Consider the following 15931-nt stretch of genomic DNA (forward strand, 5'->3'; position numbering starts at 1 on the left):
CGTCGCCGGCATCGAACACGTAACGGCCACCGGCGACGCCGACGCTCGGCTCGGCTTTCGTGACCTCGAACCGGTCGGACCCCTGCTTGAGGTTTTTCCAGAACGCGATGTTCGGGTCCTGCCGATGCCGGGCCAGGTTCTCCGGCGTCATGCGGAACGGGTAGGACTGGAACTGCACGGCGCGCTGGCCGCCCGCGAAGGCCTCCCGCACCACGGCATAGAGTTCGGAGATCGCCTCATCCGTCATCGCGAAGCAGCCCCGCGACGAGCAGGAGCCGTGCACCATCAGGTGCGCACCGGTGCGTCCCAGGGAGCGGTCGTATTCGTTCGGGTACCCGAGGTTGAACGAGAGATAGAGGCTCGAATTCGGGTTCATGGACGCGGGCGTGACCGCGTAGAAGCCCTCCGGCGCCTGCCGGTCCCCCTCCCGGATCTTGGGTCCCAGCTGGCCCGACCAGCGACACATTGGATAGGTCTTCAGGAGGGCGTACTTGCCATCCTCGCCGCGCTTCCAGAGCTCGATCTCGGACTCCTTCTTGTAGGCCCGCATCAGGATCGGGTCCGTCGGCGAGACACCCTTGGTCGACATCAGGGCCAGGGTCGCCGGCGGGATCGGCGCGAGGTGGCGCGTCGAGGCCGCGTATTGGCCGTCCTGGCAGGCGGACAGCGCCAGGAGAAGGATCAGACCAAGCGTTGTCGTCTTCAGCATGTCGGCCTCGCCGAGGTCGGCCTTCGAGGCTGGGCTCGAAGGGTTGATGACAGGTTGCTGCGGCTGCGGTTGGGTGCAATCGGGGCCCTCACGGGATCGGCTCTCCGACTCTGCGATGTCCCCGCCACAGGGGAAGTCCGTCGAGAAGGAGTAGCACCACGCCCGTCGAGATCCAGACGTCCGCCAGATTGAAGGTGAACCAGCGGATGCTGCCGGTGTGCAGGTCGAGGTAGTCCGTGACGACACCGTCCATGAGCCGGTCGACGAAGTTGCCGGCCGCCCCGCCCGCTATCGCGGCCAGCCCGATGCGTTCGAGCCCGCCGCTCGCGGTCAGGGCCCAGCCGGCCACGAGGCAGGTGAGCGTGCCCTGGATGGCGAGGAGCAGCGCCAGGGAGGACGGATCGTGCGCTGGGAACAGGCTGAAGCTGATGCCGTGGTTGAACGACAAACTCAGGTCGATGAAGGGCAGTGCGCCCCTGACGGCGCCTTCCTCCAGCCACGCCTCGGCCGCTGCCTTTGCGCCGAGGTCGATGGCCGCGGCGGCCACTGCTACCCCGGCCACGATCGCGGCCCGGCCGCCCCACCCTGACTTGGAGATCATCACGCCCTCAGAAGACGGAGCGCGTTGGCCGTCACCAGGACGGTCGCGCCGGTGTCGGCCAGGATGGCCGGCCACAGGCCGGTGATGCCGGCGATGGTCGTCACCAGGAACACCGCCTTCAGGCCGAGGGCGATCGCGACGTTCTGGCGGATGTTGCCCAGGGTCGCCCGCGAGAGGGAGACCAGCGCGGCCACGTCGCCCACCCGGTCGTTCAGCACTGCCGCATCCGCCGTCTCCAGGGCAGCGTCGGTGCCGCCGCCCATCGCGATGCCGACGCTGGCGGCAGCGAGGGCCGGCGCGTCGTTGATGCCGTCGCCGACCATCGCTACCGGAGCCGCCGCCTTCAGGGCCGCGATCTCGGCGAGCTTGTCCTGAGGCAGGAGCTCGGCCTTCACGTCGAGCCCGAGTTCGGACGCGACCGCCTCGCCCGTGCGCCGGTTGTCGCCGGTCAGCATCACGCTGCGCACGCCGAGCTTCCGAAGGGCCGAGATGCCGGCCGCCGCGTCGGCGCGGGGCTCGTCCCGGACGGCGATGGCGCCCAAGGCCTCGGCGCCGCGGACGACGATGACCACCGTCTTGCCATGGGCTTCCAGGTCCGCGACCGCGCGCTCGGCCTCGGGGCCGAGCCGCACGCTCTCGGCGGCGTGGCGCGGGGAGGCGACGAGCACCGTCTGACCCATCACCGTGGCCTGAACCGCCTTGCCGGGGATGGCGCGGGCGTCCCGCGTCGGGCGCAGCGGCACCCCGTCCGCGCTCGCCCGATCGAGGATGGCTCGGGCGATAGGATGGCTGCTTCCGCTCTCGACCGCGGCGGCCAACCCGAGAAGCGACCGCTCTGACGCGTCCGGGGCAAAGACCAGGATGTCCGAGACCCGCGGCCGTCCCGCCGTCAGCGTTCCGGTCTTGTCGAACGCGACCGTGCGCACCCGCCCGATAACCTCCAGCGCGGCGCCGCCCTTCACGAGCAGACCGCGCCGCGCCCCGGCGGCCAGTCCCGAGGCGATGGCCGCCGGGGTCGAGAGCACCAGCGCGCAGGGGCAGGCGATGAGGAGGAGCGCCAGGCCTCGATAGATCCAGGTACCCCAGTCGGCGCCGAGCAGCGGCGGCACGACTGCCACCGCGGCCGCGAACACGAACGCGATGGGCGTGTAGACCGCGCTGAACCGGTCGATGAAGCGCGCCGTGGGCGACTTCGACGCCTGCGCCTCCTCGACGAGGTGCAGGATGCGGGCGACGGTGTTGTCGGCCGCCGTCTTGGTAACCCGGACCTGCAGCGCGCCATCGGCGTTGACGCTGCCGGCGTAGACAGGGTCGCCGACCTCCTTGGGCTTCGGGACCGACTCGCCGGTAATGGGGGACTCGTCGAGGCTCGATGCGCCGTCGGTGATCACCCCGTCGGCGGGCACGCGGTCGCCCGGCCGCACGACTACGACCTGACCGATAGCCAACGACGCGGCGGCCACCTCGCGGATGGTGCCATCGGCCTCGTCGACGAGGCGAGCGGTCTTCGGCACCAGGGCGGCGAGCGCCTTGATGCCCGCTCGCGCCCGTCCCGCCGCCACGACCTCCAGCATCTCGCCAATCGTGAAGAGCAGCACGACGATGGCGGCCTCCTCGGCGGCGTGGATGGCAAGCGCCCCCGCGGTCGCGACCGACATCAGCATCTCGATGGAGAAAGGCGTGCCGGCGAACGCCGCTACGGCCGCGCGGCGGCCGTAATAGGCGAGGCCGACGAGCGCCCCTGGCCAGTAGGCGTACTCGCCCGCCAAGCCCGGCGCGATCCGCTCGACCAGGAAGCCGGCGGCGAACAGGGCACTGATCAGGATGCCCAGTAGCGCCTTCCGGCTTCGCCAGAGCGGCGGCTCGGGCTCCTCGGTCCCGGCGGGCGGGGCACCGCCCGAGGCTTGCGCCATGGCCAGGTCCGCGGCTGTCGGAAGCGGCGCCACGCCGTAGCCCAGGCGCTCGATCCGCCCCTCCAATTCGGTCCTCGGCGTCGAGGACTCGTCGAGCGCGAGGTCGAGGACCTGGCTGCCGTAGTTCACACGAACCTCCGCGACGCCCGGCAGCCGGGAAACGGCGGTCTCGATCTTCCCGGCACAGGTCGGACAGTCCATGCCCTTGACCCTGTAGCGCAGGGCCTGCGGACCGTTCGTTGAGAGGGCTGTGCGGTCCGCGCCGGCGACCTGGTTCATGGTGTACTCCGTTCGCCGGGCTCCTGGTCCGGACTGGGAATGCCCCCTACATGCACCCTGTAGTCGCTACAGGGTCAAGACCGTGCGCACCGCCTCTTCCATGACCATCGGCAGCCTCGCGGAGGCCACGCAGACCCGTGTCGAAACGGTCCGGTGGTACGAGAAGGTCGGGTTGTTGCCCCCGCCGGCGCGATCGAGCGGGAACTACCGGCTCTATGGGCCCGAGCACCTGCGCCGGCTGAGCTTCATCCGCCGCGGTCGCGCCCTGGGCTTCACGGTGGAGCAGATCCGGGACCTGCTCGCTCTGGCGGACGACCGGGAGCGCTCCTGCGGCGAAGTCGACACCATCGCCCGCGCGCATCTCGCCGATGTGGAGCGCAAGCTGGCCGACCTGACCCGGCTCGCCTCGGAACTGCGCGAGGTCATCGGCCAATGCGGCTGCGGGTCGGTCGCCGATTGCCGCATCATCGAGACCCTGTCGCCGCTGGGTGAACCCGCGTGAGAGGTCTGGGTCCGGGTCAGCGAGCGACGTAGGGGGTCATCAGCACCCGGCTCACGAACAGTCCCTTGGCAACTACTCCGCAGCAGGCGACAGCGAGGATGATGACTGTCGCCTTGATGAACGCGCGACGCGCGGCCGCCTGAACAGCGGGCCTGACGCGTCGCCGCCGCCCTGCGTTCCTCTGACCCCAGGAATGGAGTTCCGTACGCATCATCAGCCCTTTGCAGTTCTCGGACTATTTCAATCCGTCGAGCCTAATGGAAATCGCAGTCCGGGTCGAAGGCAATGTGACACGCCCCGGTTCACGTTGCGGATCTCAGGCTAAATCCGCGCCGCGGTACCGGGCGAAGACGCTTCTGACCTCCGACCCGAAGAGGACGACATCGTAGGTGTCCGGCTCCACACCATCGATCTCCATGCCGGGCGATCCCGCTGGCATGCCCGGTACCGCCAGCCCCTTGCCCTTAGGCTTCTCCACGAGGAGGCGCTTGATCGCGCCGGCCGGCACGTGCCCCTCGACCACATAGCCGCCGACCTGCGCGGTGTGGCAGGAGGCCAGCTCGCGAGGCACCCCAAGGCGGATCTTGAGCGGGTTCACGGGCGCCTCTGCCACCGTCACGGTGAAGCCAGCCTCGCGCAGGTGCACAACCCACCTCTCACAGCAGCCACAGGTTGGATCCTTGGTCACCGCGACCGTGGGCTGCCCTTGCGCCAGGGCCGCCCGTCCGAGCCCTAGCCCCGCCGCCAAACCCATAAGTACGGTACGTCGGGATGGCGTCATGTCGTTCCTCATCGTCAACTCCCATTCGCTCTCATTCGGCCGCCTGCGGCAGCCGCACCGCCTCATCGTTCGTCCCCGCGCGGTCCGCGCCGGCCGGGGGCAGTCTTTGTCCTTTTGCCAGAGCGTAGACCGCGGGGATCACCACCAGGGTTAGCACCGTCGAGGAGACCATCCCGCCGATCATCGGCACGGCGATGCGCTGCATCACCTCCGAGCCCGCACCTGTGCTCCAGAGGATGGGTAGCAGCCCGGCCATGATCGCCACCACAGTCATCATCTTGGGACGCACCCGTTCGACCGCGCCGATCATGATCGCATGGCGCAGGTCGTCGCGGGTGAGCGGGTGGCCGGCCGCTTGTCGCACCATCCGGATCTCGGTCAGGGCGTGGTCGAGGTAGACCAGCATGATCACGCCGGTTTCGGCGGCGACGCCCGCCAGGGCGATGAAACCGACCACCACCGCGACTGATAGGTTGAACCCCATCCACCACAGGAGCCAGACACCGCCAACCAGCGCGAACGGCAGCGACAGCATTACGATCAGGGTTTCGGTCAGACGCCGGAAATTCAGGTAGAGCAGCAGGAAAATCACCAGCAGCGTCAACGGTACAACGATCTGCAGGCGGGCCTCGGCCCGTTCCAGGTACTCGAACTGTCCGCTCCACTGTACACTCATTCCGGGCGGCAGCTTGACCTCCTGCGCCACCGCCTGACGGGCCGCGGCCACGTAGCCGCCGAGATCACGCCCGCTGATGTCCACGAACAGGTAAACCGCAAGCTGACCGTTCTCCGTGCGGATCGAAGTCGGCCCTCGGGTCAACTGGACCTTAGCCACCTCGCCGAGCGGCACGGTGCCGCCGCCCGGCAGCGGCACCTGTACCTCCTGGGCGATCGCCTGGGGATTGGCGCGATAGGCTCGTGGGTAGCGCAGATTGACGGTGTAGCGCTCGCGGCCCTCAACCGTGGTGGTGACACTCTCACCGCCCAGCGCCATGGCGATCACGTCCTGCACGTCGCCGACCATCAGGCCGTAGCGGCCCAAAGCCTCGCGGTCCGCGGTGATGTCGAGAAAATAGCCGCCGATCACCCGCTCGGCATAGGCGCTGGCTGTCCCTGGGACGGACCGGATCACCGTTTCGATCTGCCGGGCAACGGTTTCCATTGCGGCCAGATCCGTGCCGAACAGTTTGACCCCGACCGGCGTGCGAATGCCGGTCGCCAGCATGTCGATGCGCGCGCGGATCGGCTGGGTCCACGCGTTCGACACTCCCGGAAACTGTAAAGCCTGGTCCATCTCGGCTTTTAGGCTCGCCAGCGTGATGCCCGCTCGCCACTGGTCCTTTGGCTTGAGGTTGATGATCGTCTCGAACATCTCGGTGGGTGCCGGGTCAGTCGCCGTGTTCGCCCGGCCGGCTTTGCCGTAGACTGAAGCCACCTCCGGAAAGCTCTTGATGATCCGGTCCTGAGTCGCCAGTAGCTCGGCCGCTTTGGTGATCGACACGCCGGGCAGGGTGGTCGGCATGTACATGAGCGTGCCCTCGTTCAGCTCGGGCATGAACTCGGTGCCGAGCTGGCGGGCCGGCCAGACAGTAGCGCCGAGCGCCACAACCGCCAGCAGAAGGGTCAGCAGGCGGGCGCGCAGCACGCCGCGGATCACCGGCCGGTAGAGCCAGATCAGCAGGCGATTAAGGGGATTTCTGTGTTCCGGGACAATCCGGCCCCGCACAAACAGCACCATCAGCGCCGGCACTAGCGTAATCGACAGGAGTGCTGCCGCGGCCATGGCAAAGGTCTTGGTGAAGGCCAACGGCCCGAACAGTCGTCCCTCCTGGCTCTCCAGGGTGAAGATCGGCAGAAACGAAACCGTGATCACCAGCAAGCTGAAGAACAACGATGGACCGACCTCGGCCGCGGCGGCAATCAACACTTGCGTGCGCGGCTGGTCCGCCGTCGCCCGCTCCAGGTGCTTATGGGCGTTCTCGATCATCACGATTGCCGCGTCGATCATCGCGCCGACCGCGATGGCAATGCCGCCCAGGCTCATGATGTTGGCCCCGATGCCCAAGAAGCGCATGGCGCCGAGCGCCATCAGGATCCCCACCGGCAGCATCAGGATCGCCACCAGGGCACTTCTGAGGTGGAGCAGAAAGATCACGCAGACCAGCGCGACGATGGCGCTCTCCTCGATCAGCGTGTGGTTCAGGGTATCGATGGCGGCGTTGATCAGCTGCGAGCGATCGTAGACTGAGACAATCTCGGTCCCGGCGGGCAGGCTTTTGGCCATCTCGGCCAGACGCTGTTTGGCGCCTTCGATCACACTGAGTGCGTTGGCGCCGAAGCGTTGCAGGATGATCCCACCTGCTACCTCGCCGTCGCCGTTGAGTTCGGTGAGGCCGCGGCGTTCATCGGGGCCGAGCTCGACCCGAGCCACGTCGCGCAGTCGCAGTGGCGTACCGCCCTCGGTTTTCAGGACGATACTGTCCAGATCGGCCGGGCTTTTGAGGTAGCCCCGGCCGCGGACCATGAACTCGAACTCGGACAGCTCAACCGTTCGGCCACCCACATCGGCGTTGCTGGCGCGGATCGCCTCGCGCAGTTTGGTCAGCGGAATGCCAAGTGCGCGCAGACGGTTGGGATCGACCACCACGTTGTACTGCTTGACGAAGCCGCCGACGCTCGCGACCTCAGCCACCCCTTCGGCCCGAGAGGCGCCGAAGCGGACCACCCAATCCTGTAGCGAGCGCAGCTCAGCCAGGGTCTTCTGCTTGGCCAGGATCACGTACTGATAGACCCAGCCGACGCCGGTGGCGTCCGGACCCAGGCCGGGCGTCACACCGGTCGGCAGGCGGCTGGCGGCCGTGCTGAGGTACTCGAGAACGCGTGAGCGTGCCCAGTAGGGATCAGTACCGTCCTCGAAGATCACGTAGACGAACGACACGCCAAAAAATGAGAACCCGCGCACCACCTTGGAGCGGGGTACGGTCAGCATGGCCGTGGTCAGCGGGTAGGTGATCTGGTCCTCGACCACCTGCGGCGCCTGGCCGGGGTACTCCGTGTAGACAATCGTCTGTACGTCCGAGAGGTCGGGCAGGGCGTCCAGCGGCAGGGTGCGCAGGGCGTAGGCTCCAACCACCACCGCGAACACGGTACCGATCAGCACGAGCACTAGGTTCCTGGCGGACCAAGCGATCACACGCGCGATCATGGCGTGCCCTCCACGGTCTGGGCTGGCGGTGCGGCCATGCTCTGCAATGCCGCCTTGAGGTTGCTTTCGGCGTCGATCAGGAAGTTGGCAGCCGTCACCACCTGCGCGCCGGCCTCAAGGCCTTTGCGAACTTCGACGGCGCCATTTCCGCGGGCGCCGAGGGTGACCTCACGCGGTTCAAACCGCCCGTCTCCCTGGTCGAGCAGCACCACTTGGCGTGTGCCAGTATCGATTACGGCATCTTCGGGCACGGCAATCACCGGGGTGTCACTGCCCGTGGCGATCTCGACCTCGGCATACATCTCCGGCAGCAGCACACTGTCTGGGTTGGGCAGCTCGATACGCACGCGGGTCGTCCGCGTGTCACGGTTCACCTGGGGATAGATCACCCCGATCTTGCCGGTAAACGTGCGCCCGGGCAGGGCGCGAACTCGCACCGTGACCAACTGGCCGATTTTCACGCTGCCCAGGTCGTACTCGGGCACGTCGGCCAGCACCCAGAGTAGGCTGATGTCACCAATCCGGAACAGCGTGTCGCCGGCAGCGGCCTTCATACCCTCGATGGCGGCGCGCTGCAGGACCACACCGTCGCGTGGCGCGGTCCAGGAAATCGCCATGGGCACCCGGCGGGTGCGCTCCATCTCGGCGATCACTTCGTCGGGCACATTGAGGTTCTGCAGCCGCCGGCGCGAGCCGTCGAACCCCGGGTTGGCGATCAGCTGCGCGGCGGCGGCGTTGATCTCGGGCGAATAGACCGCGACCAAGGGCTGATCCTTGCGCACGCGGTCGCCAGTCGTAACGCTGGCGACGTGGTCGACAAAGGCGTCCGAGCGGGTCGCCACAACGGTCACCCGGCGCTCATCGAGCTGCAGCGTGCCGGGCACACGAAGGGGGCGGTGGACCACCTGCCGGGTGACGGTGGCCGTGCGCACGCCAGTCCGCTGAATCTTGCCTGGGGAGATTTTGACCGTGCTGCCGTCGCTCTCCTCGCCGGCGTAGACCGGCAGGTAGTCCATGCCCATGCTGTCCTTCTTGGGCACCGGCGAGGTGTCCGGCAGGCCCATCGGATTGCGGTAGTAGAGGATCTTGCGGGACGCGCCGCCGGCTGCGGCGACCGGCTCTGCAGCGCTTACGGGGGTCGGATCGTCGTCCGTGTCGAACCGAACATCCTCGCTGGCCTGGACGGGCCGGAAGTCGCGGCCGTCCGGCGTCCGGGCTGGTTCCAGGCGATAGACCGGCTGGCCATCCGGATCCTGATAGTAGACCACCGGACCACGCGGCGCCGCTGTCGGCGGCACCGGCGCGACCGCGGGCGGCAACCACAACCCAAGTTCCGTGCGGGCACGCTCGAGAACCACTGTAACGGACGGGCGCCCGTGCCCCGCCCAATAGCCAGCGCCCCCCGCCGCAAGCGCGGCGAGGGTCGCGGCCAGCCAGGCCGACCGGCTCATTTGACGGCTTTCAGCACCAGCTTGTTGTCGACCGTGCCGGTTTCACCCTGGACCTTGGCCCCGAGCGAAAGGCGCCAGCCGCCGGCCATCGTCACCTTGGCCTTGAAACGGTAGACGCCCGGCTCCGGCGACGGCAGTGGCTCAATCCGGGTGGTCATCTCCTCCATGCTGTCGGGCGCCATATCGAGGCGCGTAGCGAAGATCACCGCGTTCGGCACCGGCCTGCCGGTACGCTGGTCGACCAGGCGTACGTCAAGGATCGCGTCGCCCTGCTTGATCTCGTTTTTGACGAGCTGAAACTCATAATCCTTGATGTCAGCCCGGGCCGCGCCGGTCAGCGCCACGCCGAGCAGCGCGGCTGCAGCCGCACGCGCAAAAGGGGAGGTTGTCACGGCAAAAAGTCTCCTGAACACGAGAAAAACCACGCGTGGACGCGCAGAATGGACCAGCGCAATGGCCGGCGCTCTCAGGTTCAGGCGCGGGGCGGTTCAGACGGCGGCGGCGGCGCCAGGCTGCGGTAATCGGCGGACATCCACCAGGGCGGGACCTGCGCGCGCGCCGCCGGGACAGGAACCCCCGCGATGGCCGGCAGGGCTGGGGCCAGCTTCGCCAGACATAGGGCGGCCAGGGGGCAACTCTTCTGGCAGTCCGGCATCACGGGTTTGTCGGGCGGGCAGCATGGCATGTCGTCCATGGCCAGTGCGGCCATGGCATCAGTCGGCTCCGCCGGGCTCAGGTTATGAGAAGCCACAGCCGCGGACATGCCTGGGCTGGCGGCGGCCACAGACGCGGTCACCGGAGCCAAGGCCAAACCGACCACCGCCAGAGTGGTCAGCAGCCGGATGAGCGCCTGCCAGAACATCACACCCTTCCATCGCACAGTGCGAGCGCCGCGCAAAGAGCGGCATTGAGGCAAGGGCAGCGGCACTGCTGATCGTGCTGGTCGGCCTCTACACCGGCTGGCTCGGCCGCCAGGGCCTCCAGCACGACCCAGAGGCGCATGCTGCTGAGGCCACTGCCATGCGGAATTTGTGATTTGTAGGAGTGGACCAGACAGAGAAAACCGGACTGCGAAACCCGGTCCGATCGGCGGGCAGGCGGTCAGCCGCACTTGCTCATCTAGTGGCCGTGTGAACCGCTCCGTGTTTTTCGGAGGCTGATTGTCTTGGGTCAGGCGGCCAAGGCTTGGTCGCCGACGTGAGCATGATAGCGCGCTTCGGCCTCGGCGGGAGGGACGTTGCCGATCGGCGCCAGGAGGCGACGGTGGTTGTACCAGTCGACCCACTCGAGGGTGGCGTACTCGACCGCCTCGAAGGAGCGCCAGGGTCCGCGTCGGTGGATGACCTCCGCCTTGAACAGGCCGTTGATCGTCTCCGCCAAGGCGTTGTCGTAGCTGTCGCCAACGCTGCCGACTGACAGCTCGATGCCGGCTCCGGCCAGGCGCTCGGTGTACCGTAGAGCCAAGTATTGCGAGCCGCGGTCCGAGTGATGCACCAGTCCGCTACCCTGGACGGGACGACGCTCGTGCAGGGCCTGCTCCAGAGCATCCAGCACGAAGCTTGCGTGAGCGCTGCGTGAGGCCCGCCAGCCGACGATGCGCCGGGCGAACACATCGATGACGAACGCTACATAGACGAAGCCCGACCACGTCGCCACATAGGTGAAGTCGCTGACCCACAAGGCGTTCGGCCGGGGAGCCTTGAACTGACGGTTGACGCGGTCGAGGGGGCAAGCTGCGGCCGGGTCGGGGATCGTGGTGCGAACGGCCCTGCCGCGCACCACCCCCGCCAAGCTCATCTTGCGCATCAGCCGCACTACCGTGCAGCGAGCGGTCACGATCCCCTCCCGGGCCAGTTGCCGCCAGACCTTCCGCACCCCGTAGACGCAGAAGTTGGCCTCGAATACGCGCTGGATCTCGATCATCAACGCAGCGTCACTGCGCGCACGAACCGGTTGCTTCTCAGGGTCGGCACGTCGGGCGGCGTGCACGTAGTAGGTCGACGGGGCGATCGGCAGCACCCTGCAGATCGGCTCGACCCCGTAGACCTCCCGATGATCGTCGATGAAGCTGATCATGACCGCGACCGGCGGTCGAGCTCCGCCATGGCGAAATATGCCGACGCTTTGCGCAGGATCTCGTTGGCCTGGCGCAACTCGCGAACCTCACGTTCAAGCGCCTTGATCCGCTCGCGCTCGTCCGTCGTCTGGCCGGGACGCACGCCCTGGTCGCGTTCGGACTGGCGCACCCAGTTCCGCAGCGTCTCGCCCGAGCAGCCGATCTTGGCCGCAATCGACTGGATCGCCGACCATTGCGAGCCGTGCTCGCTCTCGTGCTCGCGCACCATCCGCACCGCACGCTCGCGCACCTCGGGGGAAAACGGCGTTGTTCGCTTCGTCATGGCTCCATCCTCTCAGAAGTTGGAGCCTCCGGGAAACCCGGGGCGGTTCAGTGCCATCACAGCAGCGGCTGCCTTTCTTGCCCTTCATGCCGGTGTGGTTCATGGCCATGCCGCCCTTGCCGCACATCATCGCTTTGCCACTGCCATCGCCAGGGCAGGCGTGGCGGTCGCCACAACAAGCGTCTTCGTCTGTGGATCTGCCTGTTGGGTGCGGATCAGCTCACATCCGCTCTTTGATGCCGGCGCTGACCAGCCACCAGTTGACCGGGTAGCTGGTCAGGAACCCGGCCACCATGGCGAGCTGCATGGCGAACCAGAATTCGACCGAGTTGACCGGTGCTGGCCGGCCCGCAAGGTGCGGGTAGAGGTAGAACTGCACGAAGGCCATGAAGCCGTACATGCCGACCTGCCAGGCGATCAGCGAGGCGGTGTCGGCTTTGATCGCGGCGATCAGGCCCTCCCGGGGCGAGAGGCCGCGCATCGGCACGATGGCGTAGTACTGAAACACGATCCCGAGCACGTAGGCGAACACGAAATCGAGCATCCAGACCGCGTACATCTTTTCCGCAAACAGCGAGTGCCAGCCGAACCAGACCGCCACCCCAGGGACCAGGAACGCCAGCCACTCGGCGGCGACATCGCCCAGCATGCAGCCGCTGCCGCAGTGAAGGGCTCCCTTGCCGACCATGACGGCGAACGGCGTCTGGGTCATGTTGGGCGGCCTCTCGCCCCGCATCTTCGCATGGTGGTGCGCCTCCATCGTCGCGAGGCGACCATAGCGAAAGTAGGCCCAGACGATCAGCACCGTGCCGAACAGTGCGCTGACCGGCCAGACGATGTTCATCACCGTCATGTGCTGGGGATGGCGGATCACCTGGATCGACAGCAGCAGCGCGCAGGCAGCGCCCAGCAGTAACGAAGCAGCCGACAGGATATGGAACCAGCTCGGGAACATCTGGGCTCCTGTCAGAGATCGGTTGCGCGCAGGCGGAGGGCGTTGCCGATGACGCTGACGGATGAAAGCGCCATGGCCGCTGCGGCGATGATGGGCGAGAGCAGGATGCCGAGAAACGGATAGAGCAGCCCCGCCGCGATCGGTACGCCGGCTGCGTTGTAGATGAACGCGAAAAAGAGGTTCTGGCGGATATTGCCCATGGTGGCGCGGGACAGGCGGCGCGCCCGCACGATCCCCATCAGGTCGCCCTTGAGCAGGGTCACGCCGGCGCTCTCGATCGCTACATCCGTCCCGGTCCCCATCGCGATGCCGACATCGGCGGTGGCGAGGGCAGGGGCATCGTTCACTCCGTCACCGGCCATGGCAACCACGCGGCCCAGGGCCTGGTGCTGTTTGACGATCTCGGCCTTCTGGTCGGGCAGCACTTCAGCCCGGAACTCCTTGATTCCAAGCCGGCGCGCGACGGCCTCAGCGGTTGTCCGGTTGTCGCCGGTGAGCATCACGACCTGTATGCCCTCCGCCCGCAATGCGTCCAGCGCCTGCGCGGTCGTTTCCTTGAAGGGGTCGATGATCGCGATCATGCCGGCCGTTCGGTCGTCGACGCTCACGAAGATCGCCGTCGCGCCCAGCTCGCGCTGCTTCTCGGCCTGCTCATTAAGCGTGGCCGTGCTGATCCCGGACTCTGCGATGAATTTGGCGTTGCCGATCCTGATCCTGCGGCCATCGACTGTGCCAAGGGCCCCCCGGCCGGTTGGGCTGTCGAAGTCGGTGGCAGTCCCAAGCGACAAGGCCTGTTCCTCGGCCGCAGCGACGACGGCCACGGCCAAGGGGTGCTCGCTGGACCGCTCGACGCTGGCGGCGAGTCGCAGCACTTCCTGCTCGGTGAAGCCGTCCGCTGGGACGATTTTAGTCACCGACGGCCTGCCCTCGGTGAGGGTGCCCGTCTTGTCGACCACCAAAGTGGTGACCTTCTCCAGCCGCTCCAGGGCTTCGGCGTTCTTGATCAGGACTCCGGCCTGGGCACCACGGCCGACACCCACCATGATCGACATCGGCGTGGCCAGCCCGAGCGCGCAGGGGCAGGCGATGATCAGGACAGCGACGGCCGCCAGCAGCCCGTAGGTCAACCTTGGCTCGGGTCCGAAGGCGTACCAGGCGACGAAGGCGAGAACGGCCACGACGATGACCGCCGGCACGAACCAGCCGGCGACGTGGTCGGCCAGTCGCTGGATCGGGGCCCGACTGCGCTGCGCGTCCGCCACCAGCTGGACGATGCGCGCCAGCATGGTGTCGCGGCCGACCTTCCGCGCCTCGATGATGAGGCCGCCGCTCTGGTTGAGGCTGCCGCCGATGACGCTGTCGCCGACATTCTTGCTGACCGGCATGGACTCGCCCGTGACAAGGGCTTCATCGACCGACGAACGGCCGTCGACCACGGCGCCGTCGACCGGCACCTTCTCGCCAGGCCGGACGCGTAGGCGGTCGCCGACCTGCACCGCATCGAGCTGGATTTCCTCATCGCTGCCGTCAGGCCGGACGCGGCGAGCGGTCTTCGGGGTCAGATCGAGGAGCGCGCGCAACGCACCGCTCGTGCTTTCCCGGGCGCGCAACTCGAGCACCTGGCCGAGCAGCACCAGAATGGTGATGACCGCCGCCGCCTCGAAATAGGCTGGCACGGCGCCGTCATGGCCGCGCAGCGCGGTGGGAAACAGCCCGGGCGCCAAGGTCGCCACGACGCTGTAGAGCCAGGCCACACCCGTTCCCATGGCCACCAGGGTGAACATGTTGAGGTTGCGGCTTTGCACTGAAGCTACGGCCCGCACGAAGAACGGCCAGCCGGCCCACAGCACGACGGGCGTCGCCAGCAGCAGCTGCAGGTAATTGGCATTCTGCTGGCCGAGGCGTTCGGTCAGTCCGAACAGATGGCCGCCCATCTCCAGCACGAACACCGGCGCGGTCAGCGCCAGTCCGATCCAGAACCGGCGGGTCATGTCGACCAACTCGTCACTGGGCCCCGTATCCGCGCCGATCATCGCCGGCTCCAGGGCCATGCCGCAGATCGGGCAGGCGCCCGGGCCGACCTGGCGCACCTCCGGGTGCATGGGACAGGTATAGATCGTACCCTCCGGCACGGGCTCGGCCTTGGCTGCCGCGCTTGCCGGATCGAGGTAACGGGCTGGATCTGCCGTAAACTTTGTCCGGCATCCGTCTGAGCAGAAATAGAACGTGTGACTGTTGTGCTCCGTATGGTGCTTGGCGGTATGGGGATCGACGTTCATCCCGCACACTGGGTCCTTGACTTGGTTCGCCGCCGCGGCGGCTGAGCCGTGATGTTGGTGATTATGCCCATGGTGTGAGTGGTCATGGGCGGCCGACGCCGTCTTGGCATGACCGCCACAGCAGCTGTGACCGTGCGCGGCGGGCAGCGCGGCCTGATCAGTGGCTGTTGCCTGGCTCTTGCTACCACAGCAGCTGGGAGCGCCGGCCGCCGGATCCTGCGGGTAGGTGTGGGCGTCGTGGTGGTCGGTCATGGCTGGCGTCCTGTCTTGATCCTCTTGCCAGACAGCCTGCACCTTCCCATCATGGGAAGGTCAACAGGGAGAGGGCAGAGGCAATGAACATTGGGCAGGCAGCGCAAGTCTCTGGTGTCTCGGCCAAAATGATCCGCTATTACGAAAGCATCGGCCTGGTGCCGCCGGCGGGCCGCCGCGACAGCGGTTACCGCGATTACGGCTCGGCTGACCTGCACCGCTTGAGTTTCATCCGTCGTGCCCGCGGCTTGGGGTTTTCGGTCGAGCGCATCCGGTTGCTGCTGGAGCTGTGGGGCGACACCCACCGCAGCAATACCGAGGTAAAGGCGATTGCGCTGACGCATATCGACGAGTTGGAGGAGCGCGCGCGGCAGTTGCAGGAGATGGCAGACAATCTGCGTACCCTGGCTCAGGCCTGTGATGGGGACGGCCGGCCGAACTGCCCAATCATCCAGGGTCTGGAGGCCGGCGGGGAACCCGCCTGTGACAGCGCGCGCCCTGCACGGCATTAGCAGCGCCCCCGGTTGATGCGGGTAGGCTGCCGGCTCACTTGCCGCAATGTAATTTGCTTCCATATCAGATAGATAATGATCAAATGCGCCTCC

13 protein-coding genes and 1 other annotated feature are annotated in these 15931 nt (G+C 67.2%); of the genes, 2 read left to right on the plus strand and 11 right to left on the minus strand.

Annotated elements, in window-relative coordinates:
• The 3 genes from VP06_RS10750 to VP06_RS10760 all read right to left on the minus strand — a co-directional run.
• Positions 1 to 709: L,D-transpeptidase family protein (locus VP06_RS10750; protein ID WP_048463769.1), on the minus strand; the 709-nt coding region annotated here is incomplete at its 3' end.
• Between the two features lie 88 nt (positions 710 to 797).
• Positions 798 to 1310 (minus strand): signal peptidase II, encoded by a 513-nt coding sequence (gene lspA, locus VP06_RS10755; RefSeq protein ID WP_048463770.1) that lies wholly within the window; start codon positions 1308 to 1310, stop codon positions 798 to 800.
• Positions 1310 to 3502: a heavy metal translocating P-type ATPase gene (locus VP06_RS10760; RefSeq protein ID WP_048463771.1), complete on the minus strand. Its 2193-nt coding sequence runs from the start codon at positions 3500 to 3502 to the stop codon at positions 1310 to 1312. The genes lspA and VP06_RS10760 overlap by 1 nt, the downstream gene beginning before the upstream one ends.
• Before the next feature lie 100 nt (positions 3503 to 3602).
• Between VP06_RS10760 and VP06_RS10765 the strand changes: the two genes are divergently transcribed.
• Positions 3603 to 4004, plus strand: a complete 402-nt coding sequence (locus VP06_RS10765) for a MerR family transcriptional regulator (RefSeq protein ID WP_048446480.1) — start codon at positions 3603 to 3605, stop codon at positions 4002 to 4004.
• A 316-nt stretch (positions 4005 to 4320) separates the two neighbouring features.
• Here VP06_RS10765 and VP06_RS10770 read toward each other — a convergent pair whose 3' ends face one another.
• The 8 genes from VP06_RS10770 to VP06_RS10810 all read right to left on the minus strand — a co-directional run bounded on the left by VP06_RS10770 (position 4321) and on the right by VP06_RS10810 (position 15326).
• A complete protein-coding gene (locus VP06_RS10770) occupies positions 4321 to 4797 on the minus strand; it encodes a DUF411 domain-containing protein (RefSeq protein ID WP_048463784.1) in 477 nt (158 codons plus the stop codon).
• Positions 4798 to 4816: 19 nt separating this feature from the next.
• Complete coding sequence (locus tag VP06_RS10775; RefSeq protein WP_048463772.1) at positions 4817 to 7990, minus strand: efflux RND transporter permease subunit; 3174 nt, start codon at positions 7988 to 7990, stop codon at positions 4817 to 4819.
• A complete protein-coding gene (locus VP06_RS10780) occupies positions 7987 to 9441 on the minus strand; it encodes an efflux RND transporter periplasmic adaptor subunit (protein WP_048446483.1) in 1455 nt (484 codons plus the stop codon). The genes VP06_RS10775 and VP06_RS10780 overlap by 4 nt, the downstream gene beginning before the upstream one ends.
• Entirely contained in the window at positions 9438 to 9833 is a 396-nt protein-coding gene (locus VP06_RS10785; RefSeq protein WP_048446484.1) for a FixH family protein, read from the minus strand. Before VP06_RS10785 ends, VP06_RS10780 begins: the two co-directional genes overlap by 4 nt.
• A gap of 80 nt (positions 9834 to 9913) precedes the next feature.
• The gene (locus VP06_RS10790) at positions 9914 to 10303 is read right to left on the minus strand and encodes a hypothetical protein (protein WP_197093180.1); all 390 of its coding nucleotides are present in this window, start codon (positions 10301 to 10303) and stop codon (positions 9914 to 9916) included.
• A gap of 308 nt (positions 10304 to 10611) precedes the next feature.
• A protein-coding gene (locus tag VP06_RS10795) for an IS3 family transposase (RefSeq protein WP_156295544.1) occupies positions 10612 to 11840 on the minus strand; the annotation gives its coding sequence in 2 pieces (ribosomal slippage) (positions 10612 to 11546 and positions 11546 to 11840; 1230 coding nt in all).
• Positions 11443 to 11559 (minus strand) — a sequence feature (AL1L pseudoknot). It overlaps the preceding gene by 117 nt.
• 220 nt (positions 11841 to 12060) lie before the next feature.
• The gene (locus VP06_RS10805; protein ID WP_048463776.1) at positions 12061 to 12795 is read right to left on the minus strand and encodes a DUF4396 domain-containing protein; all 735 of its coding nucleotides are present in this window, start codon (positions 12793 to 12795) and stop codon (positions 12061 to 12063) included.
• Positions 12796 to 12806: 11 nt separating this feature from the next.
• A complete protein-coding gene (locus tag VP06_RS10810) occupies positions 12807 to 15326 on the minus strand; it encodes a heavy metal translocating P-type ATPase (RefSeq protein WP_082167331.1) in 2520 nt (839 codons plus the stop codon).
• Between the two features lie 83 nt (positions 15327 to 15409).
• Here VP06_RS10810 and cueR point away from each other — a divergent pair, with 83 nt between their 5' ends.
• Positions 15410 to 15838, plus strand: coding sequence for a Cu(I)-responsive transcriptional regulator (gene cueR / locus VP06_RS10815; RefSeq protein ID WP_048463777.1), 429 nt, complete (start codon positions 15410 to 15412; stop codon positions 15836 to 15838).
• Positions 15839 to 15931 lie beyond the last annotated feature (93 nt).

Origin of the sequence: Methylobacterium aquaticum (genome assembly GCF_001043915.1) — a bacterium.
GTDB lineage: Bacteria > Pseudomonadota > Alphaproteobacteria > Rhizobiales > Beijerinckiaceae > Methylobacterium > Methylobacterium aquaticum.